Consider the following 22,354-nt stretch of genomic DNA (forward strand, 5'->3'; position numbering starts at 1 on the left):
ACATTCCGTGAAGAACCATTTTTATCGCCAATCCGCCACAATCCCATGCTCAAGCGCAAATGGCTGCGCAGCCGGGGTCCGGCGCTGATAATCCACCGCCCGCGCATCTTCGGCCAGCCACAGCATCACCGCCGCTGGCACCTCGGGCGGTGCACTGCCGGCGCGCAAGGCAATCACGCCCTTCTCGCCAATGGTCGCCTTCAGCGCCTCGGTGGTCACCACCCCAGGGTTGAGGGTGTAGGCGCGAATACCGCGCTCGCCCAGCTCCACCGAGAGCATGCCCGACAGCCGCGACACCGCTGCCTTGCCTGCGCCATACGCATACCCCCAGCCACCTTTGTCGGCGGCCACGGGCGGGTCGCTTTCGCCCGCCCCGGAGGTGACGTTGATCACCACCCCGCCGCCCTGCCCCAGCATCCGCTCCACCACCGCCTGGGTCAGCAGGAAGGGGGTGAGGATATAGCCCTTGAACATCCGCTCCAGGGTGTCTGGCTGCAGCGCCATGAACGTTGAGTTGAGGTCATTGCCCTGGTAGATCGCGTTGTTCACCAGCACATCGATCCGCCCGAACTCGGCCAGCACGGTCGCGCAGGCCTGTTCGGCGGTGGCGCTGTCGAGCAGGTCCATCGGCACCACCAGCACCCGGCCACCCAAGGGTGCGATCGCCTCGGCGGTGCCGTTGAGGCTGCCCGTCAAGGGCCGCCACTGGCATCGCGCAGGGCATGTGGATGCTGCTCGCCTTCTTCCAGGGTGCGGGCGCTGATCGCCACGTCATAACCCGCCCGGGCGAAGGCCAATGCCGCCGCCCGACCGATGCCACGGCTGGCACCGGTAATGAATGCCACTTTATTCATGCCAAGTCCTTAGTCAGAAACGCGGCGCACGCACCATCGCGTCCATGCCGCCATCGATGAACACCACGCTGCCGTGGATGAAAGCCGCCTGACCGGACTGCAGGAACGCCACCAACTGAGCAATCTCATCGGGCCGACCAGCACGCCCCAGCGGCGCGACGAACTCACGCACCGCCTTGCCAAACCGGGCGTCGTCCAGCGAAGCCTGGTGCAAAGGCGTCTCCACCGCGCCCGGCGCCACCACGTTCAGGCGAATGCCGCGTTTGGCCCAGGCCGGCGCCAAGCGCCGGGCCTGGTGGGTCACCGCGTATTTGGAGCAGGCATAGGCCACATGCGGCTGGCCCAGTTCGTTGGCTAACGCCAGTGCCTTCGCTTCGTTGCCTTCCAGCATCGCCGCGGTCATCGGCTGCTGCTCGGCACCGGGCTGGGTGGACGCCACCGAACCAATCACCAGGGCCGCCGGCGCCTGGCCACGGGCCAGTGCATCCTGCAAGCCATCGAGCAATTGGCTGACGCCAAAATAGTTCACCGCAACGATCAACCCGCAGGACGGTGCGGTCACGCCAACCCCGGCACAACAGACCAGGCCGTCGAGCACACCGCCACTGAGCTCGAGCACCTGGGCGATGGCCGCCTCGCGCCCTTGCGCGGTGGACAGGTCGGCGATGACCTCGGCGTCGCTGCGGTCGATGCCGATAACCTCGTGCCCTGCCGCACGCAACGCGTCGCTGACCGCCGCGCCAATGCCCGAGGCACTGCCACTGATAGCTGTAACAGACATAGTGATTCTCCATGATGGGAAGGCCCAGTATCGGCAGGACCTGCGCGCGCCGGCATCGTCCTGGCGGACTAAAACCGGCGCGATATGACTGACTTCAGGCCCGACGCGGGACGGCCATCGCCAGTTGGGGTGGAGGGACTTTCAGACGGTCGACGGCCTTGAGCGCAACCTTGGGCTTGCCAATGCCACCACGCTGTTGAGCAGAATGCGCACCAGCTCGGTCTGTCGACGCACACCGGTCTTGGAAAAGATTGAACGCAGGTGCGCACGTGCAGTGTTGCGGCGGATGTTCAGCACCTCGGCGGCTTCTTCCAGGGAAAGGCCGTTGGCCAGCTCCATGGCCAGCGCGGTTTCGGCGCGGGTCAGGTTGAACAGCTGCTTGGTCACCACGTCGCTGGCCAGGGATTTGCTGGCCGCATCGCGGATATACACCAGCGCCGCCGGCTTGCCTTTTTCCTCGGCCCAGTCCAGTGACGGAATCGACTCCACCACCAGGCCCAGGTTGACCTGCCCCGAAGGCCGGGTCACCGACATCGCTTCGGCGCTTTTCGGCGCATCCGGGGAGAACGCAGCACGGATCAGGCGCTGCAGCTCGCGGTTGTCACTGGGGTAGGTCGCCTCCAGGCGCCCACCCACCAGCTTGAGGCCATCGGCGTTGGCCAGAATCTCCTGGGCAACCGGGTTGACCCGCAGCACGCTGCCGCTTTCGTCCAGCACCAGCGTGGCCACCGACAGGCGGCTGATGGCCTGGGAGTACAGCTCGCTCAGCGACTCGCTGCGGTCCAGCAGGTTGTGCACCTGCAACGCCCGGCGCAGGTGGGGCAGGAACATCGCGCACAACGCGCGGTCATGGGTCGAGAAATTGGGGGCATGCTTGGGGCGGGTGATGCGAAAACGCAACTTGCCGCCGTCCGGGGTGGAGATGTCGGCGCCCATCACGTGGTACACCCCTTGCGGGCCGCAGAACATCTTGAAGTAGGCGCTGTGCTCCCATTCGGTCGAGGTCATGATGTCATCGACGGTGAACACATGGTCGAGCGGCTGGTTGGCGAACGGCGTGTTGGTCTGCGGGTAGGTCATGTAGCTGACATCGCCCGCCCCTTCGATATCACCGGAAATGATCATCACGCCCATGTCGGGCTGGTCGGGTACACGCAGAATCAGGGTGACGTAGTTGGCCCCGTAGAGGGTGCGGAAGCTGGTCAGTGCCCGGGCCATCAACTTGGGGTCGAGAGCGCCTTCGTAGACCTCGCCGACCAGGCGGTCGTAATCGGCAAGGTTCAGGCCGAGGGCGGCCAGTGCTTCATGGGTCAAGACAGCTTTGTCCACAGTCTTCTCCTAGCTCGGGTAAGGCTTGGGCCTTCCCTTGTTATTTTTATAATTTCGGCTTGGGGGCTCGAAGCCCCTTCGTTGCATCACATGCCCGCGCCACAGTCTCGCTGGCGGCCCCGGTGCCGACAATAGGTGCAACCGAGTTTATTTTTAGTTACCAGATGCGTCAGTGTTGCTCTCCTGCCAGCGCCGCACGGGCGTCGCCTGCCTGGCCACCAGCGGCCGGCCGCGGTTGAACCAGGCGGCCAGCGCCGGCAGCAGGAAAATCGCGCCAAGCACGTTGACCAGGAACATGAACGACAGCAGCACGCCCATGTCGGCCTGGAACTTCAGCGGCGCGAAGGCCCAGGTGCACACGCCAATGGACATGGTCAACGCGGTGAACACCGCAGCCGTGCCGCGCTGGCACATGGCGCGGTAGAACGCCTCGCGCAGGTCCGCCCCGTCGGCCATTTCGTGCTGGATACGCTCGTACAGGTAAATTCCATAGTCCACACCCACGCCAACCCCCAGCGCCATCACCGGCAGTGTGGCAACCTTCAGGCCAATGCCCAGCATCGCCATCAGGGCGTTGCACAGGATCGCGACGATGGCCAGCGGCACCAGGATGCACAGCACCGCCCGCAGCGAGAAGAACGTCAGCCAGCAGAACAGCGCCACCGAACCGAACAGCGCCGCCAGCATGATCACTTCGGCGCGCTTGACCGCCTCGTTGGAGGCCGCCATCACACCGACGTTGCCCCCGGCCAGCAGGAAGTCGACCTTGGGCGTGCGCACGTCCTCGATGATGCGCCGGGCTTCGCCGATGGCATGGCTGATGGTGGCGCCTTCATGGTCGGTGAGGAACACCAGGATCTGCATCTGCTGGCAACCTTCGGTCACCAGGCCATCATCGGGCATGTAGGCCCGCGCGCCCTGGCTAAGGCCCCGGGACGACCCCGGAATGGCCGCCCAGCGTGGGTTGCCTTCGTTGTTGCCGGCAATCACCCGCTTGCCCATGCCCGCCACGCTCTGCACCGACTGCACACCGCTGACAGCGCGCATGCGGAAGTCGAAGGCTTCCACCGCACGCATCACTTCCGGCGACAGGCACCCTTCCTCGATGCCCTTGACCTCGACGAACACCGACATCACGTCCAGGCCAATCGAGTAGCTGCCAATGATGCGGGCATTGTCCTGGTTGTAGCGCGAATCGGCGCGCAACTCCGGCGCACCGGCGCCGATGTCGCCCACCGCCAGCTCCCGCGCCTTCCAGGCACCTGCCACCAACAGCGCCAGGCTCAAACTGAACACCACCAGCGCAGGGCCAGGTTCGGCCAGCGCCGACAGCCGCCACCACAGGCGATGGCGCCCACCCTGGCTGGCCTGGGCCTGGCGCAAGGATGCAGGCTCCAGACGCAACCACGACAGGATGATCGGCAGCATCAGCTTGTTGGTGATGATCATCAGCATCACCCCGATGCAGGCGGTCACCCCAGTTCATGCACGATGGGGATGTCGATCAGCATGATCACGGCAAAGCCCAGGGCATTCATCAGCAGGGCCAGCGAGCCTGGAATGAAGATCTTGCAGAAGGCGGTGCGCGCCGCCTGCAACGAATCGGCGCCGGCCACTACATCCTGCTTCCAGGCGTTGGTCATCTGCACCGCATGGGACACGCCGATGGAGAAGATCAGGAACGGCACCAGAATCGACATCGGGTCGATGCCCAGCCCCAGCAGCGGCAGTAACCCCAGCAACCACACCACCGGCAGCAACGCCACCACCAGCGCCACCAGGGTCAGGCGCCACGAGCGGGCGTACAGCCACAGCAGCAGCGCGGTGATGGCAAAGGCGATCACGAAGAAGCCGATCACCGTGTTCAGCCCTTCGACCACATCGCCCACCAGCTTGGCGAAGCCGACGATGTTGATCTCGATATGCTCGCTGGCGTACTTGTGCCGGATCGCCTCCAGCCGCTCGGCCACCTCGGCGTAGTCCACCGCCTTGCCGGTCTGTGGGTCGATGTCCTGCAGGTCGGCGCGGACCATCGCCGATTTCAGGTCATTGGCCAGCAACCGGCCAATCTGCCCGGAGGCGGCGGCGTTGCTGCGCACCTGGGCCAGGTCTTCGGCGCTGCCACTAAAGCGCGGTGGCACCACCACATCGCCATAGAAGCCTTCCTCGGTGATTTCGATGTAGCGCACGTTGGCGGTGAACAACGAAGTAACACTGGCGCGGTTGACCCCGGAGATGAAGAACACATCGTCGGTGACCTTGCGCAGGGTGTCGAGAAACTCCGGGTTGTACAGGTCGCCCTCGCCTTTCCAGCGCACGCTGACCAGGAAGCGGTTGGCGCCGGTGAAGTACTGGCTGAACCGCAGGAAATTGACCATGTACGCATGGCGCACCGGAATCTGCTTGTTGAAGCCTGGGTCCAACTGGGTGTGCGTGGCGCTGTAACCCAGCCCCAATGTCAGCAGCACGAACAGCAGCAACAGGCCTTTGCGCCCGTTCATCAAGCCGTTGGCGGTGGCCTCGACGCAGCGCGCCACTCGAGTCTGAGCCTTGTTCATCTCTCGCCCCTCATTTGCCCAGCGTGGCAAGGTTGCCCGCAGGTTCAACGAAAACCCCTTGCTCACCGCCCAGCAACAGCCGTGAACCCACCATTGCCGCCGACGTGAAGGTGCCGCGCCCGGCCACCCGCGTGGCACTTGCCAGCTCGCCGCGGGCGTCCAGGCGCACCACCGAACTGCCGGCGCCGACAATCACCAGCCCGCCACCGGGTAGCCGGGCATGGCCATACAGCGGCAGTGCATTGCCGATCTCCACCTGGCGCCAGTGCTCGCCGAAGTCATGGCTGACGAACACATGCCCGCGCATGCCATAGGTCACCCAGTCGTTGGCCGTCAGGCGCACGATGCCGAACAGCGAACCGTTGTAGAACGCCGGCAGCGTCTGCCAGTGCGTCCCCGCGTCCTGGCTGCGCAGCACCAGGCCCTGCTCGCCGACCAGCATGCGCCGGCCATCGGCGCCGCCATCCATGCCATTGAGGTGGGCGCTGTCGATGTCCAGCGCCAGGGGTTGCCAGGTCAGCCCGGCGTCGTCGGACTGGTAGAACTTGCCGAAGCTGCCGTAGGCCAGCACCCGCTCGCCACCGGCCGCCCACACGCCCAGCAGCGGCTCGCCCAAGCTGGTGTCGTAACGCACCTCGCGCCACTGCCGGCCTGCGTCTTCCGAACGCAGGATCCAACCGTCATGGCCCACCGCAAGCAAGCGCTGCTCATCGAGCGCCACCAGCGCGGTCAGGGCGACCTGGCGTTGCGGTTGAACCTGGGCTTGCTGCCAGCTGCCGCCTTGGTCATCGCTCAGCAGAATGCTGCCGCGCTCGCCCACCGCCAGCACGCGGCGGCCGACATCGAGCAAGGCGTTGATCTGTACCCGGTCGGGGCGCAGCGGCTCATCGGCCGGCACCGCCTCGGGGCGGGGAAGGAAGGTGAAAACGATGGTCAGGCCAACGAACAGGCAGACCAGATAGCCGATCACCGAGCGCATGGGCAGCGCTCCTGATCGTGACACACGAACAAAAAAGCCATGGAGCCATTCCTCTTGTTCTTGTCAGGCGCCGGGCCTGCGGGCAAGGCCGCAGGGGTAGTGGGATAGTCGGCTGGAGGGCTTGGCGAAACATCGTCCAAATGGCTTAAGAATCGATGAACAGCCCGGCCACACACGGCCGTGGGAGCTGGCGACAGCCTGCGATGGGCCGCACAGCGGCCCCCACTGCGGCAACCGTCGTGTCGCTGCGAGCGCTTCGCGCTCGATCGCAGGCTTCGCCAGCTCCCACGGTTACCTCACCAAATCAATGCGATAGCTTTTGTTGGATGAGAACCGGCCAGCAAAAGCGATCAACGCTGGTACAGAATCACCAGGTCATTGATCACCGAAGGCCGCTCCTGACCGACCACATGGGTGTTGATCTCCAGGGTCAACTGGGTGCCCCGCTCGCGCACCTCCACCGCCTTGACCCGCGCCCGGGCATGAATACGCGAGCCGGCCGGTACCGGCGCCGGGAAGCGCAGGCGGTCGGAGCCGTAGTTGATCTGCGTGGTAAAACCGGTGATCTCGAAGCCCAACGCCAGTTTCAACCGCGACTGCAGCACCTGCACCAGCGCGCCGTGGGCGATGGTGCCGCCAAACGGCTGCTGCGCCGGGCGCGCTCGGGGTCGGTGTGAATCCAGTAGTCGTCGCCCGACAGCTGGGCGAAGGCGTCGATCAGGGCCTGGTCCACCAGCACGCTGTTGCTCCAGTCGCTGTACTGCTCGCTGACCAGCGCCTGCAACGCCGCCTGGTCGTTGCAGTCGACCTGCAACTGGCTGTTTTGCTCTGGTGGCGCTGTTTCCTCCTCGACCGCCAGGGCCTCTAGACGGCTTACGTCCTGCTCCAGCCCGGTAAAGCGCAGCAACCGCCGGCCTTTGCCATCGACCTGTGCGAACACCGGCTGCAACGGCATGCCTACGTGGATTTGCGCCTCGTCCAAGCCAACCAGGGTGGTATTGATGCGCACCCCTTCGGCCAACTCCACCACCGCCAATTTCTGCGGCATCTCGTCGATGAAGTCCGGCAGGGTCGGAATGCGCGTCAAGGTGTAGCTGTACAGGGTCGCCTGCCCCGCCACCTCGCGCCAGCTCAGGTCATGGGCCAGGCAGGCCGGGCAGTGCCGGCGCGGGTAGAACAGCCACTGCGCGCAGGCATTGCATTGCTGAATCAGCAGCCGCCTGGCTTGCAGGCCCTCCCAGAACGGTGCGGAGATCTCGGTCGCCACGGGCATCGGTTTGTTGTTGGACATACTGGTTATGCTCCTGGAGGATCAATGCGCCCTGCTCGCTCATCACGCCGCCGGTCCCGGAGACGTAGACGCTGTCGCAGCGTTGCAGCTGGCGCTCGCCAGCCGTCCCGGCGATCTGCGTGACCGCCTCGATGACCTGCGACATACCACCGGCCGAGCCGGCCTGGCCGAAGCTGAGCTGGCCGCCGTGGTGTTCATGGGGAAATCGCCACGCCAGGTCAGGTCATGCTCGCGCACGAACGCCATGCCCTCGCCCTTGCCGCAGAAGCCGGCGTCTTCCAGGGTCAGCAAGGCGGTGATGGTGTAGCAGTCGTAGATCTGCGCGGCATCCACATCCGTCGGTTTCAGCCCGGCCATGGCGAACGCGCGGCTCGATGCCGGGCCGATTGGCGTGTGCAGCATGTCCTGGGCATAGGACGGCGACTTGAAGGCCAGGTGTTCGCCAAAGCCTGTGATGAATGCCGGGCGCTTGCGTGCCGGGCCGCCACTTCCTTGGAGGCGATGATCATCGCGGCGCCGCCGGCCACCGGCATGACGATTTCCAGCACGTGCAGCGGGTCGGCGACCATGCGGCTGGCCAGCACTTGTTCGACGGTCAGCGGCTGACCGAAGAACATCGCCTGCGGGTTGGCCTGGGCATTGGTGCGCTGGTCCACGGCGATCTTGGCCAGCGCCTTGGGGTCGTAGCCGTACTGCGCGGCATAGCGCTGGGCGATCATGGCGTAGCCGGTGTTCTGGCCCATGTGGCCATAGGGCAGGTCGAACTCCGCCTCGGGTGCGCCGAACGCCGTGCTGTGGCCACCGAAACGCATGGCCCTGGCCATCCAGCTGGGGTCTTCATCCGGCCCCAGCGGCGCCATGCGCGCCGGCAGCACGCACAGCACAGCCTGGCACAGGCCCAGTTCGATGGCGGCGGCAGCGCGCCAGACCATGCCCACCGAGGTGCAACCGCCCAAATCGACCACTTCGGCGAAGTTCAGCCGCAAACCCAGGTATTCGGCGGCCATGGCCGGTACGAACACCGAGGCTTCGTGGAACTGCGGGCCGTTGATCACCAGGCCATCGAGGTCCGAGGCCTGCAGGCCGGCGTCGCGCAGGGCCTGGGCGGCCAGGTCGGCGACCTGTTCGAGGTGGAACATTTTTGGTGCCGTCGCGTACTTTTCCGGTTTGTACTGCGCGGTACCCACTATTGCAGCGTGGCCTTTGAGCCCCATGGTGCCTCCATTCCAGGGCCCGCAGGCCCCGGCGTTGTTCAGGTCAGAAGGTGTATTTCATCGAGAAGGTGGCGTAGTCGCGGTCGGCGTACGGCCGCTTGATCGGGTCAGGCGAACCCAGGTAGCCGACGTAGTTCAGGCCGACTTCCAGGTTGCCCAGGTACTTGAAGGTGGTGCCTACGCTGATGCGTCGGTCGCCCTGCACGCCGGAGATGCTTCCGGCCATGGGTGTCGAGCCGCTGAACACATTGGAGAAGCGCACTGGCACTTCCAGATCCCAGCCCTGGAAAACCCCGGATAACTGAACGATGCGCCCACGGTGTAGGCACTGGCATCGCGGCTTTTCCAGCCAGTAGCGGTCTTGTAGGTGTAGTCATCGGAGGCTCCGACCAAGGGCGCCAGGCTGGGCAGCAGCGCAACGCCTTGCAGGTTGCTGGCAGCGGAGGTGGCGTCGACGCTGTCCACCCGCACATGAATGATTTCGCCGGTCAGGGTGGTCTGGCTGGCCCACGGCCGGTCGCCCAGCACCCGCATTGCCGAGAGCTGGAACTGCTGGCCCTTGCCCTTGGCCGGTGTCGGCCCAAGGCCGGTGTTGACCATCACTGGCGCACCGTCGCGGTACGACCACTCGGCACCGATCTGGGTTTCGCCGAGCTTGGTCGAGGCGCTGATGCCGGTGAGCTTGATGTCTTCGAAGTACTTCACCCGGTAGCCGTTGGCAGCGAAGGCGTTCAGGCCGCCACCGATGGGTACCGCGCTGTAGCCTACCTGCGCGGTGGCCGGGTTCTTGTCGTGGTAGTTGACATGGAACAGCGACAGTTCCAGGGCCGGCACCGGCCGGTAGCGCAGCTGCACGCCCCATTGGCCGCTGTCGCGTGGCTCGTCGGTGCCACGGTAAGGCACGTTGCCGGTCGGCGTGATCAGGAACTCGCGGCCCGGCCCGATCACATCGGTGCTCGACAGGTAGCTGCCTACCGGCGCCAGTTCGGTGCCCTTCCATTCGTACTGGATGTAACCGCCGAGGGTGAACTGCGGGTTCAGGCGGTACGAGGCCGACACCTGCCCCACCGGCAGCAGCACTTCCTTGACCTCTACCCCTGGCTGCGCGGCCTTCACCGCATCCGACGGGTTTTGCACACCGTTGACGCCGGGGTAATACAGGCTTTCGCCCCAGGACTCGATATGCCGCCCGGCCTTGACGTCAAGCATCGAGTCGTTGTCGAGCGCCAGCCGCCGAACACGTAGGCGTCCAGCAGGCGGGTACATGGCCACCGCTGTAGTAGCGCGCATCGCTGGTGAACTTGTCGTTGTCGCCGTCCTTGTTCACGGTGGCAGGCGAGTCGTTGTCATTCTTGCGGTGGTAGACGTCATCGTAGAAGGTACTGGCGCGCACCACGGCGCCGTAATTTTCCATGCGCAGGATCATCTCGCCCAATGCGCCTACGCGGTTGGTGGTCAGGCTGCCTTCGTTGAAGTTGCGGTTGGCGTCATCGGCATTGACCCCGAGCAGGCGGTCACTGGGCTTGCCCAGGCGCACCCCGACGCCGTAGCTGGTGGTCACCGACCAGTCGATGGTCGCGCCATTGTCGAACTCGATGGTTTCCCGGACCAGGCCGGCGTGGACGCCAGCGCAATCGCCGCCGCCAGGCTGGCAAGCTGGAAGCTGCGGCAAGCAAGGGCAGTACCGTTGTTGTTGTTCTTGTCGATCACACGGACTCTCCTGTCAGGCAACCGGCTGGTCGCCTGGAATGTGCAACGTTGCCATCGGGCCGGGCGCCGCCCCGTCCGCACTCACCTGCAGGGCACGCCGATAGCGGTAGTGCGCCTGATGGTGTTCGCGGATGAGCAGCCCTTCGGCCATGAGGTAGTTGGCATGGGCCAACGTTTCGCCAAGGGCCATCAGTTCGTCGAAACGACCGGAAAGCCTGGGAACAGCACGGCCATCAGCTCGAGCGCGCTGCGCGGCTCGTCGCAACTGGCCAGCAACCGGGCCAGCTGCGCCTGGTGATGGGCGTGAAGCTGGTCCAGGCGGGTATGCAGGTTGTAGAACGGCCGCTCGTGGGCGGGCAGCACCAGCACGCTGTCCGGCAGGCTGCGCAGGTGTTCGAGCGAGGCCAGCCATTCACCCAGCGGGTTGGCCTCGGGCTCGGTGGCATGCACGCCCACCGTCGGGGTGATGCGCGGCAGCACCTGGTCGCCAGCGATCAGCAAGCTGCCGTCCTCGGCATACAGGCAGGCGTGCTCGGGGAATGGCCACGGCCGATCACCACACGCCATTGCCGGGCACCGATGCGCAGCCGGTCGCCGTCTTGCAGGCGCCGGTAGCTGTTGAAGTGCAGCGGGCGGAAATGGCCGTTCTGGATAACCCGGTACAGCTCACCCGCCTGCTCGTCGCTGAAGCCGGCCTTGCGGTAGAAATCGATGAAGTCCCAGCCCGGCGGCTGCTCGGCCGGTACCGCGACGTACAGCGAGCGGTACTCGGCGGCGGTCATGTACACCGGGCAGCGGAAACGCTCGGCCAGCCAGCCGGCGACGCCGGCATGGTCGGAGTGGTAATGGGTGCAGATCACCGCCAACACGGGCTGGCCGGCGAACACTTGCTCGAACACCTGCTCCCACACTTCACGGACTGCACGGTGTTCATGCCCGTGTCCACCACCACCCAGCCGCTGTCATGGCGCAGCAGGTACAGGTTGATGTGGTCCAGGCGAAACGGCAGCGGCATGCGCAGCCACCAAACGCCGTCCGCCACCTCGCGCACCTGGCCGCTGTCCGGCACCTGCGGCCGGGGAAGCGCAAGCCGGCGTACAGTTCGTGGCCGTTGCCGTCGCGCTTAGCCATGTTGGCCACCGACGAAGGCTGGCAGGCCCACCTGGTCGAGCACCTGCGGCGAATACGGCTGGTAGGTCTGGTTCAGCTCGTCGCGGATGAACAGCGGGTCGGCGCAGGCGGCCGGGCAATAGCCCTGGCGCTGCAAGTCGACCTTGCGCAGCTTGAAGGTGCTGGTCAGGTCTGCCGCCGCGCTCACCCGCACGAACACCGGTGCGGCGTAGCGCGGCAGGCGGGCTTCGGTCAGACGGTAGAAGGCCTGCGGGTCGAAGGCCTGGCCAGCCTGCATCAGCACCGCAGCCATGCCTGCCCTGCCCTCGTGCTGCGGCACCTGCACGCCGTAGATGTTGATCAGTTCCAGGCCTGGCAAATCACTCAGGGCGTCGGCCACTTCCTGGGTGGAGACGTTCTCGCTTTTCCAGCGGAAGGTGTCGCCGATGCGGTCGACGAAGTAGCAATAGCCATCGGCGTCCTGGCGCAGCAGGTCGCCCGAGCTCCACCAGGCATCGCCCTCGCGCAGCACGTTGCGGCGGATCTTGCTTTCGGTGGCCGCAGCGCTGGTGTAGCCCTCGAAACGGCCACCACCGATGTCTGGGTGGTCGACGATGAAGCCCATGGCCTCGCCCACCTCACCGACCTCGCACAGCTGGTAGAAGCCGTTCTCGTCACGCGGGTGGCAGTCGTTCTCGACGTCGAAGCGCACCAGGCGCAGGTTGGTGCGGTTCCAGTCCGGCACCCGGCCACAGGAACCGAGGTAATTGTCGACATTGATCAGGTTGGTGTTGGCCTCAGTCGCCCCCCAGCCCTCGTACACCTGGATCGGCCCGAAGCGCTCGATCCAGCGTTGCCAGGACTCGCTCGACAAGCCAGCACCGAGCATGCAACGCAGGCTGTGCTCGCGCTCGCCGGCCACCACCGGGCGGTTGAGCAGGTAGCGGCAGATTTCGCCGATGTACTGGAACACGCTGATGCGGTGGCGAGTAACGTCGCTCCAGAACTCGCGCACGCTGAACTTGCGCCGCACCACAATGCTTGCCCGGCCCGCAGCGCGGTAGAGGTCACCGAGGTGGCGGCGGCGCCGTGGTACAGCGGCAGGCAGCAATAGAACACGTCGTCGACGCTGGCATTGAGCGTGACCTCCATCACATCCCCGACGACAGCCAGCGCATGTGGCTGTAGCGCGCGGCCTTGGGCAGGCCGGTGGTGCCGGAGGTGAAGATCAGCAACGTCGGTGCCTGGGCTTCGATCCCTGCACGATGCTCACGCGGGAACGGGGAACGTGGCGCGCAGGCCAGGTTGTCTGCGAACTGGCGGTCGAGGCCCTCGGGCCATTCACCGGCCCAGGGGTTTTCAGGATCGTTGACCAGCCACAGCGGCAGGTCTGGCAGGCCTTCGGTGGCCTGCAGGTTGGCCAGGCACTCCTCACCGACCACCAGCGCCTTGGCCCCGGTCGTCTCCAAGGCATGCAGCAGGGGGCTTGCCTGACACTTGGGTGTTGATGAATGCCACCACCACGCCAAGCTTGACCAGGCCAAACCAGCTGGTGAAGAACGCCGGGCGGTTCTCCATCAGGATCGCGCACACATCACCGGCCCGCAGGCCTGCGGCTTGCGCGGTGTGGGCCATCTGGTTGGCCTGGCTGTCGATTTCGGCGTAGCTCAGTATCTGTTCGCCATAAATGAGGAATGGCCGCTCGGCATGACGGGCCACCTGCGCTTCCAGCCGGTCGGCCAGGGTGTAGTGGTCACGCGGTTTGATCTGCCCGCTGGCCTCGGCGCGCAGGTCGAGCAGCGCCTGGGTCTGTTCGCGGCTGACGGGGTTTGTGGCAGTGCGCTCAAACTGTGCGGCAGGCTCATTGCGCCACCTCCGCTGTGTCTTGCCAGCTGGGGTAGTCGCTGTATCCCCGGGCGCCGGGGGTGTAGAGCGTCTTGCGGTCGAACCCGGCCAGTGGCCGGTGGTGGCGCAGGCGCTCGACCAAATCGGGGTTGGCGATGAAGTGGCGGCCGAACGAGACCGCCTCGCCCTCGCCTGCCTCCAGCGCGGCGCGGGCCGAGTCACCGTCGAACCCATCGTTGAGAATCAACCCCTGGGGGCCGTGTTCACGCGCCAGGGCGAAGGCGTCCAGCTCGGGCAGTGGCGAGCGCATGATGTGCAGGTAGGCCAGGCCCAGGGCGCCACCGCCGCGCACAGTGCAGTGGTGGTTTGTGCAGGCTCATGGTCGTCGATGTCGTTGTACGGGTTGCCGGGGCAAACGCGCAGGCCAACCCGGCCTGCGCCGATGGCAGCGGCCATGGCTTCGAGCACTTCCTTGGCGAAACGCACCCGGTTCTGCGCGTTGCCGCCGTAACCATCGGTACGCTGATTGCTGCCTGAAGCCATGAACTGCATGGGCAGATAGCCGCTGGTGCAGTGCAGCTCGACGCCATCGAAACCGGCTTCACGGGCGTTGAGCGCAGCCTGGCGATAGTCACCGATCACCTCGCCGATGCCTTCTGCGCTCAACGCCTCTGGCATATCGGCGTCGACCAGGCCGGCGGCGTCGCTGAACAACTGCACACGGGCACGCAGCAGCGACGGCGCCACCGTTGCCGCGCCTTCGGGCTTGTTGTGGTGGCTGGCGGCGCGGCCCACGTGCATCAGTTGCAGCACGATCTGCCCGCCACGCTCGTGCACGGCGCGGGTCACCTGCTGCCAGGCGGCGATCTGCTCGCGGTTGTAGATACCCGGGGTGCGGCAGTAGCCCAGGCCACTGGCCGATGGTGCGGTGCCTTCGGCGACGATCAGTCCGGCACTGGCGCGCTGGCGGTAGTACTCGACCATTTCGCGGCCCGGCACAGCGTGGCCGTCGGCGCGGCTGCGGGTCATCGGGGCCATCACGATGCGGTTGGCCAGTTGCAGTTCGCCCAGGCGCACAGGCTCGAACAAGATGTCCATCTCAGCTCCTTCACGTCTTCTTGTTTCCGGCTCGCAGGGAGCGCGAAACGCCGGATATGGGCTGAATGATTGACCGTGGGCAGGTGCGAAACATCGTCCGTCGAGACTAGGTTTGCAGGGGGCTCGCCAACCGTCGGCAAGCCTTGTGGGCACTGGAAAATCTGGTCTGAACAGACGATGAAATACCGCTAGGATCCGTCGAGCATCGTGCGCACCTAAAACAAGAAGCGGAGCCTTTGCAGTGAACGCATCCCCACCTGTGACCTGGCGTACCCATTACGCCCTGCTGGTGCTGGCCAGCATCTACGTCTTCAACTACATCGACCGCCAGTTGATGGCGATCCTGATCGAGCCGGTGAAGCAGGAATTCGGTATCTCCGATACCGGCATCGGCCTGCTGTCCGGAGTCACCTTCGCCGTGTTCTACACCGTGTTCGGCCTGCCGCTGGGGCGCCTGGCCGACCGCGTCGGGCGCAAACCGGTGATTGCCTTCGCCTGCATGGCCTGGAGCCTGATGACCATGCTCTGCGGCATGGCCGGCAGTTTCTTCACCCTGGTGTTGGCGCGCATTGGCGTTGCCATTGGCGAAGCCGGCGGCACCGCGCCTTCGGTGGCCATGGTTTCCGACCTGTACCCGGCCAACCGACGCTCCACCGCGCTGGCGGTGCTGATGCTCGGTTCGAGCCTGGGCGCCATCGTCGGCCTGGGCCTGGGCGGCTGGATCGCCCAGCACCATGGCTGGCGCTATGCGTTCCTGCTGATTGGCGCGCCCGGCATTGCGCTTGGGTTGTTGCTGTTGCTGACGGTACGGGCGCCGGCACCGGTTCGGGTCAGGCAAGCGGTGGACGCACCTGGCGAAAGCTGGGGGCGCACGCTGGCCGAGCTCATGCGCATGCCATCGTTCGTGTGGCTGGTGCTCACGGGCGGCGCCGCGGCCATCGCCGGCTATGCCATCGGAACCTGGAGTCCGAGCTTCCTGATCCGCTCCCACGGCCTGAACATGCAGCAGGCGGGGTTTCTGGTGGGTGTGGTGGGCGGCACTGGCTCGACCATCGGCACCCTGGTGTGCGGCATGCTCACCGACCGCCTGGCCCGGCGCGACGTGGGCTGGCAGATAGGCGTGCCGTTGCTGGGCACGCTGCTCAGCATTCCTTTTGCCCTGGCGTATTTCCTCTGGCCGCAGGGCATTGCCTTCCATATCGGTGACACGCCGGTGCCGCAGGCGTTTCTGTTCTACAGCGCGTTCGGCTTCTTTGGCGTGTGGTGGGCGACGCCGTGCCTGGGGGCGATCACCCACCTGTTCCCGGCCCATCGCCTGGCCCAGGCCACGGCGGTGTTCGTCATGGCCATGACCTTGCTGGGCGTGGGTATCGGGCCTTTGTTGATCGGCTTGCTCAGTGACCTGTTCCTGCCGAGCCTGCAGGGGGAATCGCTGCGTTATGCGTTGGCGGCTTCGGTGAGTGTGCTGGTGCTGGCGGCGGGGTTCCTGGGGATGGCGTTGCCCCGGTATCGGGCACGGATGAAGGGGGTGGCGGGTGAAGATGCGGGTGTTCGGGCTGTGACGGTGTGATTGAGCGCATGTCGGACGAGGTTTAGTGCCTGTGAAATCGAGCGCCGTAGGTCGTAGGTCGTAGGAGATGTAGCGCCTGTGAGATCGAGCGCCGCCGCGCGGCGCATCGCAGGCTTCGCCAGCTCCCACATCTGTTTCGGGCCAATTATTCCTGTGAAATTCGCGCGCGCCCCCTTTGGCGCATGGCTGGATATCGCGTCGAACAAATAAGGGGTCGAGCGCGCCTGTAACAGGCGTTATTGGCCCGAAACAGATGTGGGAGCTGGCGAAGCCTGCGATGCGCCGCGCGGGCGGCGCTCGATCTCACAGGCGCCGAATCTCTCTCGGCGAACATCTACTACCCACCCCAAAAACAAAAAGGCCCAGCGGTCTCCCGCCAGGCCTTCACACCAGCCCGACCTAAGCCGGGCCACCTACCCTTACCGCCCGATCGCCGCGCCGCATCCGCGGTATACATATCCGGCGTGAACTTGCTCTCGTTCAGAATCGGCCCCTTCTTCGCCTCGTTGGTCATGCCGTAACCGGTGTACTGCCCCGAGTTCAGGTCCATGAAGAACTGCGACCCGGCCTGCCAACCGCTCATGTCGGGGTGGTAGTAGTAGTTGATCATGGCGTGCTTCCACAGCTGCCCACGGGCATCGTAGTTGTCGGCCATCACTGCGTTCCAGGTGTCTTCGTCAATGAACAGCACACGCTTGCCATACACGTGGCGGTAGCCTTCCTTCAGGTCCGCCTCCACCACCCACACCCGCCGCAACTCATAACGCATGAACTCCGGGTTGGGGTGGTTGGGGGTGAGCAGTTCGGCGTACTTGACGGTGCCGGCATTGGCCTTGAAGGCATTGGCCGGGCTGTAGATTTCGCGCTTGCCCAGCAGTTTCCAGGTGTAGCGCTCTGGCGCGCCGTTGAACAGGCGGTCTTCGTCCACCGTCATGGTGCCGTTGGTGCCGATCATCGGCTGGTCGTAGCCGTAGCCAGGCATCTGCCGCACACGGCGGGTCGACGGGCTGTACGACCAGGCCTGGCGCGCCGAGGTGACGAAGTTGTACGGCTCGTGGGCAATGCTGATCACACCATTGTCACGGGCCGGCTTGAGCGTGGTGTTGTAGCTCATCGCCTGGATCATGTCCGAGGTCTTGGGTTCGACCGTCGGCGAGTTGGCCTGGGACAGGTTGCGGGCATGGGCGCGGCCCCAGCCGATGCTGCCATTGGGCAGTACCGAGGCCAGGTCGGAGATTTTTCTTCGGTGTAGGCCCGTGCCGGCAACTGGTGGTTCCACAGCACTTCCATGCCGTTCTTGGGAATCGGGAACGGCACCTGGCCCAACCCTTCGATACCCAACCCGTCGTTCACCAGCTTGGCATTCAGAGCATTGTCCATGACCCGGCGGCACACGTAGTCGGGGTAGCGGAAGTCGCGGTGGCCTGGGTAGATGTTCATCTTGTAGCTGCTGGGGTACTTCTTCAGCAGCGCCTTCTGCCCATCGGTGAGATGCGCCGCGTACTGGTCCATGTTCTGCGCGGTGATTACCAGAATCGGCTTTTCGTTGGCGTATGGGTCCACCGGCTGGTCACCGGAGAACTTCACATGGTTCCAGCCTGGCACCTCACCCAGGTACTTGCCGGTGTACGGCGGGATGGTGCCTTCGGCATTGCCGGCCTTCTCGGCCCCGACGCAGGTCAGGTCCTTGCCGAGCCTGGCAGCTTCGTCGGGTGGTACCGCCGCGTGGGCGACAACCACCAGTCCGGTGTTGACGGTTAGAGCAGCTGCGAGCATCACACCTTTTGTTGTTTTCATGTACTGCCTCCTTCGCTGATAAGGCTTCTGGTATGGCTTCATTGTTCTTTTTCCGGGGTAGCCGGCATCGTCCGGAGAGACTAAAAAATCACCCGGCGCACAGGCTTGCCTTGAGTTCGGCCTTGAGCACTTTGCCGGTGGCATTGCGTGGCAGCGGCTGCGGCACGCGATAGACCTGGGCCGGCACTTTGTAGGCGGCCAGACGAGCGGCGATGTAGCCTTTCACCTGTTCGACCGACGGCAACTCGGCGGCGCTGCCATGAATCGCCAGCGCCACCACTTCGCCCAGCGTCGGGTCGTCCAGGGCGAAGGCCGCCGCCTCTTGCACGCCGGCCATGTCGCTGACGCAGGTTTCGATCTCGACCGCTGAAATCTTCTCGCCGCCACGGTTGATCAGGTCCTTGACCCGGCCGCTGATGCACAGGAAGCCCTGGTCGTCCAGGTAGCCCAGGTCGCCGGTGTCGAGCCACCCTTCGCGCAGGCTGTCGGCACTGGCTTCGGGCAGGTTCCAGTAGCCTTGCATCAGCGTCGGCGCACGCAGCCAGATCAGCCCTGGGGTGCCCGCCGGCTCGGGGTTGAATGGGTCATCGCCGATGCGCACTTCGACGATCGGCAATGGCCAGCCAGCCGTGGCAGGCCGGTATTCGAACGCATCGCCACCGATGGCCGCGCCAATACCGTTGCTCTCGGTCAGGCCGTAGCCGCTGCCACCGATCACCTGCGGCTTGCGGGCCAGCATCTCGGCCAGCAGGCCGGCCGACGAAGCGCCACCGCCCAGGCCCAGGCCGAACAGGCTGGCCGTGTCATCCGTGCCGTAGCGCGGGGACGCCAGCAGTTGCTGCATCATCACCGGCGCACCATTGAACTGGGTGCAGCGTTCATCGCGGATCAAGTCCAGGGCCTGGCTGGCGTCCCACTTGTACATCAGCAACAGGCGCCGGCCGCCACGGAAGGCCGACAGAAACTGCGCATGCAGGCCACTGACATGGAACAGCGGCACCGCCATCAGCGAAGTGGGCGCAAAACCACTGGCGAGCATGCCGCTGATTCGCTGCGGCGAGCTCATGGCGCAGAACGCGCCCTGGAACTCCAGTGCGGCAAGCGCCTGGCACACGGCGCGATGGCTGGACAACACGCCCTTGGCGCGGCTGGTGGTACCCGAGGTGTAGAGAATCAGCGCTGGGTCGTCGGGCGCGATGTCCGGCACCTCAAGCGCAACCGGCTCGACCGTCAGCACGTCTTCGTAGCGCCGGATGTAGTCAGGCAATACGGTTTCAGGGGCCAACCCGACCACGATGCAGGTGTGCTCACCCGCCACAAGGTCATCCCCCATTACCGCCAGTCGTGCTTCATCGCAGAACAGCAAGCGCGCACCGCTGTCCTGAACGCCATGCAACAGCTCGTCCCGCAGGCCCCAGCTGTTGAGCGGCACGCACACCGCGCCGCAACGCTGTATGGCCGCGAAAGCCACCAGCCACGCAGGCTGGTTGCGCATGGCAATAGCGACCCGCTCGCCCGGCTTCAGGCCCAGGCATCCGGCCAGTTGCCCGGCCAGCCGGTCGACCGCGTCAAAATAAGCGGCAAAGGAAAGCCGCTGCTGCTGCCAGACGACGAACTCCTTGTCGCCATGCACCCGGCCCGCATCAATGACCTGCACCAGGTTGCGCGCCGCGTGGCGGAAGTAGCGCGGGCCGCCATCGGCCGGGGTGATCACTTCAAAAGGCGCGCCTGGTGCAATCAGCTGCTGCCAGGCTTCACGCCAGCGTTCAATGCTCATCAAGGCTCTCCAACGGTGGGGTCAGGCGCAGGCCGCATCGAGTGCCGCGTAGCGCTCGCAGTGGAAGTCACGGTCGCCCAGGCAGGCCTGTGCCACCCGTACCCGCTTCAGGTACAGGCCCACATCCAGTTCATCGGTCACCCCGATGCCGCCGTGCATCTGCACCGCCTCGTTGGCCACCTTCAGCGCGGTGTCGCCGGCCTTCCACTTGGCCAGGCTGACCAGGCGGCCACGGCGGGCCTCGTCCAGCTCGCCGTCATCCAGTGCCGCCATGCCGGCCATCACCGCGCTGCGCGCCAGCGCCAGGTCGACATACAACTGTGCGGCCCGGTGCTGCAGGGCCTGGAACGAGCCGATCGGCACGTCGAACTGCACGCGGGTCTTGAGGTATTCGAGGGTGGTCTGGAACAGCTGCTCAGCAGCGCCCAGCAGCTCTGCCGCAACGCAGGCGCGGCCACGGTCCAGTGCAGCATCCAGTGCGCCCCAGCCCTCGTTCAGCGTTCCCAGCAGTGCTTCGCTGCCCAGGCATACCTGGTCCAGACGCAAGCGCCCGCAGTTGCGCGAGTCAATCAACGGCAGCGGGCTGCACTGCACCCCGGGGGCATCGGCTGGCACCAGGAACAGGCTGATGCCTTGGGCTTCGCCAGGCTGCCCGGCGGTGCGCGCCGCCACCACGTAGCCATCGGCACCCACGCCATCGACCACCCAGAACTTTTCGCCATGCAAGCGGTAACCGTCGCCGTCGGCCACCGCCGCCAGGGCGATGTCACGCGGCTGGTGGCGGGCTCGCTCATCCACCGCCAGGGCCAGCCGCCGCTGCCCCTTGATCAGTGCCTGCAACCAATCGCCCTGCTGCTGCGCGGAACCTGCCAGGTGCAGCAGCGAGCCTGCCAGCACCACGCTCGACAGCAACGGCGTTGGCGCAAGGTTCTGGCCAATGGCCTCGAACACCGGGCCCAGGCCCATGCAACCGAAGTCCAGCCCGCCCAGTTGCTCGGGAAACGGAATCGCGCTCCAGCCCAGTTCCACCGCATCGCGCCATACCTGCGGGTCGAAGCCAGCTTCCACCTCTTGGTCACGCAGCCGCCGCTGCGCCGCCACCGGGCTACGCGCCGCCAGAAAATCCCGTGCGCTGTCGGCCAGCAGGCGTTGTTCTTCGTTGTAGCGAAGGTTCATGCTGTCACTCCTTTCTTGCCGTCAGGCAGGCCAAGCACGCGCTTGGCGATGACATTGAGCTGCACTTCCGACGCACCGCCGGAAATGGTCAGGGCGTAACTGTTCAGCCAGGCGCGGGTCACAGCCAGCTCGCGCGCGCTGAAGCCTTCGGGTTGCCAGCCGAAGGCATGGCCACCCATGACATCGAGCAGCACCTCGAACTTGTCGCGTTCCTGCTCGGTGTGCACCAGCTTCATGATCGCCATCAGCCCGCTGATGTCGTCGCCACCGCGCCCCTCCTCGGCCATGCGTTGCACCGTCAGGCCGTAGGCGTGTTCATCCATGGCGCACGCCACGGCACGCGCCTGCAGCGCCAGCTCGCCTTGGCTGCGCGGCTGCGGCAGGTACTCGCGCAGCAGGCCCAGCAGGTCGAAATGCGACGGCAGGCTGAATTCACCGAACTTCGACATGGCCTTGCGTTCGTGCTGCAGCAAGTACTTGCCCAGGTTCCAGCCACCGTTCAGCGGGCCGATCAGCTGGCTCTTGGGCACTTTCACGTTGTCGAAGAACACCTGGCAGAACGCCGACTTGCCGCTGATCAGGTCGATCGGCACGGCCTTCACCCCAGGGCTGCGCATGTCCAGGACGATCAGGCTGATGCCTTCATGCTTCGGCGCCTGGAAGTCGGTGCGCACCAGGGCATACATCCAGTCAGACTTGTCACCGTAGGACGTCCAGATCTTGCTGCCATCGACCACGAAATGATCACCGGCGTCCCGCGCCGCCATCTTCAAGCTGGCAAGATCAGAGCCGGCGTTAGGCTCGGAGAAACCCTGGCACCAGCGCACTTCACCCCGAGCCATAGGCGGCAGCAAGGTACGCTTCTGTTCTTCGCTGCCGTAGGCCAGCAGCACCGGCCCGAGCATCCAGATACCCAGGTTGATTTGCGGCGGCCGGCAGCGCAGCCTGCGCATTTCGCTTTCCAGCACCGCCACCTGCTCGGCGCTCAGGCCGGCACCGCCGTATTCTTCCGGCCACTCGGGCAGAACCAGCGCTTGTCGCGCATGCGCTCGAACCACAGGCGCGCATCGTCATTGGGGAACTGCGGTTGGCTGGCGCCCCACACCACATCGCCTTCGCCCATGGCGACGCGCATGGACGGCGGGCAGTTGGCTTCCAGCCAGGCACGGGTCTCGTGCCTGAATTGCTCGATCGTACTCATCAGATGCAACCCTCGGCCCCGCTCCGGCCTGTGCCGGAGGGGCCTTTCGTTGGAAGGGCTGAAC

General features: G+C 65.4%; 6 protein-coding genes and 11 pseudogenes. 1 reads left to right on the top strand and 16 read right to left on the bottom strand.

All coding sequences use genetic code 11. From position 1 onward, the window contains the following. Positions 1–21: 21 nt before the first annotated feature. The 12 genes and pseudogenes from PspTeo4_RS08325 to PspTeo4_RS08375 all read right to left on the bottom strand — a co-directional run bounded on the left by PspTeo4_RS08325 (position 22) and on the right by PspTeo4_RS08375 (position 14,769). Positions 22–854, bottom strand: a pseudogene (locus tag PspTeo4_RS08325) (SDR family NAD(P)-dependent oxidoreductase). A 13-nt stretch (positions 855–867) separates the two neighbouring features. Then, positions 868–1,635, bottom strand: a complete 768-nt coding sequence (locus PspTeo4_RS08330; RefSeq protein WP_322363211.1) for an SDR family oxidoreductase — start codon at positions 1,633–1,635, stop codon at positions 868–870. A gap of 94 nt (positions 1,636–1,729) precedes the next feature. Further along, positions 1,730–2,964 (bottom strand): annotated as a pseudogene (locus tag PspTeo4_RS08335) (helix-turn-helix transcriptional regulator). 153 nt (positions 2,965–3,117) lie between these two features. Then, a pseudogene (locus PspTeo4_RS08340) lies at positions 3,118–5,522 on the bottom strand (efflux RND transporter permease subunit). A 10-nt stretch (positions 5,523–5,532) separates the two neighbouring features. Then, a complete protein-coding gene (locus PspTeo4_RS08345; RefSeq protein WP_322363212.1) occupies positions 5,533–6,501 on the bottom strand; it encodes a WD40/YVTN/BNR-like repeat-containing protein in 969 nt (322 codons plus the stop codon). A gap of 350 nt (positions 6,502–6,851) precedes the next feature. Further along, positions 6,852–7,756 (bottom strand): annotated as a pseudogene (locus PspTeo4_RS08350) (OB-fold domain-containing protein). Next, positions 7,638–8,194: pseudogene (locus tag PspTeo4_RS29830) on the bottom strand (thiolase C-terminal domain-containing protein). Before PspTeo4_RS29830 ends, PspTeo4_RS08350 begins: the two co-directional pseudogenes overlap by 119 nt. Next, on the bottom strand, positions 8,137–9,006 hold the full coding sequence (locus PspTeo4_RS08355) for a thiolase family protein (RefSeq protein ID WP_416196912.1): 870 nt from the start codon (positions 9,004–9,006) through the stop codon (positions 8,137–8,139). Before PspTeo4_RS08355 ends, PspTeo4_RS29830 begins: the two are co-directional and overlap by 58 nt. A 43-nt stretch (positions 9,007–9,049) precedes the next feature. Continuing rightward, positions 9,050–10,716 (bottom strand): annotated as a pseudogene (locus tag PspTeo4_RS08360) (DUF1302 domain-containing protein). Positions 10,717–10,729: 13 nt separating this feature from the next. Next, a pseudogene (locus tag PspTeo4_RS08365) lies at positions 10,730–11,847 on the bottom strand (MBL fold metallo-hydrolase). Beyond that, a pseudogene (locus tag PspTeo4_RS08370) lies at positions 11,840–13,653 on the bottom strand (long-chain-acyl-CoA synthetase); the annotation flags it as partial. The pseudogenes PspTeo4_RS08370 and PspTeo4_RS08365, both read right to left, overlap by 8 nt. A gap of 34 nt (positions 13,654–13,687) precedes the next feature. After that, positions 13,688–14,769: pseudogene (locus tag PspTeo4_RS08375) on the bottom strand (alkene reductase). 241 nt (positions 14,770–15,010) lie between these two features. Here PspTeo4_RS08375 and PspTeo4_RS08380 point away from each other — a divergent pair. Then, a complete protein-coding gene (locus PspTeo4_RS08380; protein ID WP_322363213.1) occupies positions 15,011–16,339 on the top strand; it encodes an MFS transporter in 1,329 nt (442 codons plus the stop codon). Between the two features lie 424 nt (positions 16,340–16,763). Here the strand turns inward: PspTeo4_RS08380 and PspTeo4_RS08385 are convergent. The 4 genes and pseudogenes from PspTeo4_RS08385 to PspTeo4_RS08400 form a co-directional block, all read right to left on the bottom strand. Next, a pseudogene (locus tag PspTeo4_RS08385) lies at positions 16,764–18,115 on the bottom strand (DUF1329 domain-containing protein); the annotation flags it as partial. A gap of 109 nt (positions 18,116–18,224) precedes the next feature. After that, the gene (locus PspTeo4_RS08390) at positions 18,225–19,913 is read right to left on the bottom strand and encodes a class I adenylate-forming enzyme family protein (protein ID WP_322363214.1); all 1,689 of its coding nucleotides are present in this window, start codon (positions 19,911–19,913) and stop codon (positions 18,225–18,227) included. Between the two features lie 21 nt (positions 19,914–19,934). After that, positions 19,935–21,089 carry an acyl-CoA dehydrogenase gene (locus PspTeo4_RS08395; protein ID WP_322363215.1) on the bottom strand — a complete coding sequence of 385 codons (1,155 nt, stop codon included), beginning with the start codon at positions 21,087–21,089 and terminating at the stop codon, positions 19,935–19,937. Beyond that, positions 21,086–22,290 (bottom strand): annotated as a pseudogene (locus tag PspTeo4_RS08400) (acyl-CoA dehydrogenase family protein). Before PspTeo4_RS08400 ends, PspTeo4_RS08395 begins: the two are co-directional and overlap by 4 nt. Between the last annotated feature and the right edge of the window lie 64 nt (positions 22,291–22,354).

The organism is Pseudomonas sp. Teo4, from assembly GCF_034387475.1.
In the GTDB taxonomy this organism is placed as follows: Bacteria; Pseudomonadota; Gammaproteobacteria; order Pseudomonadales; family Pseudomonadaceae; genus Aquipseudomonas.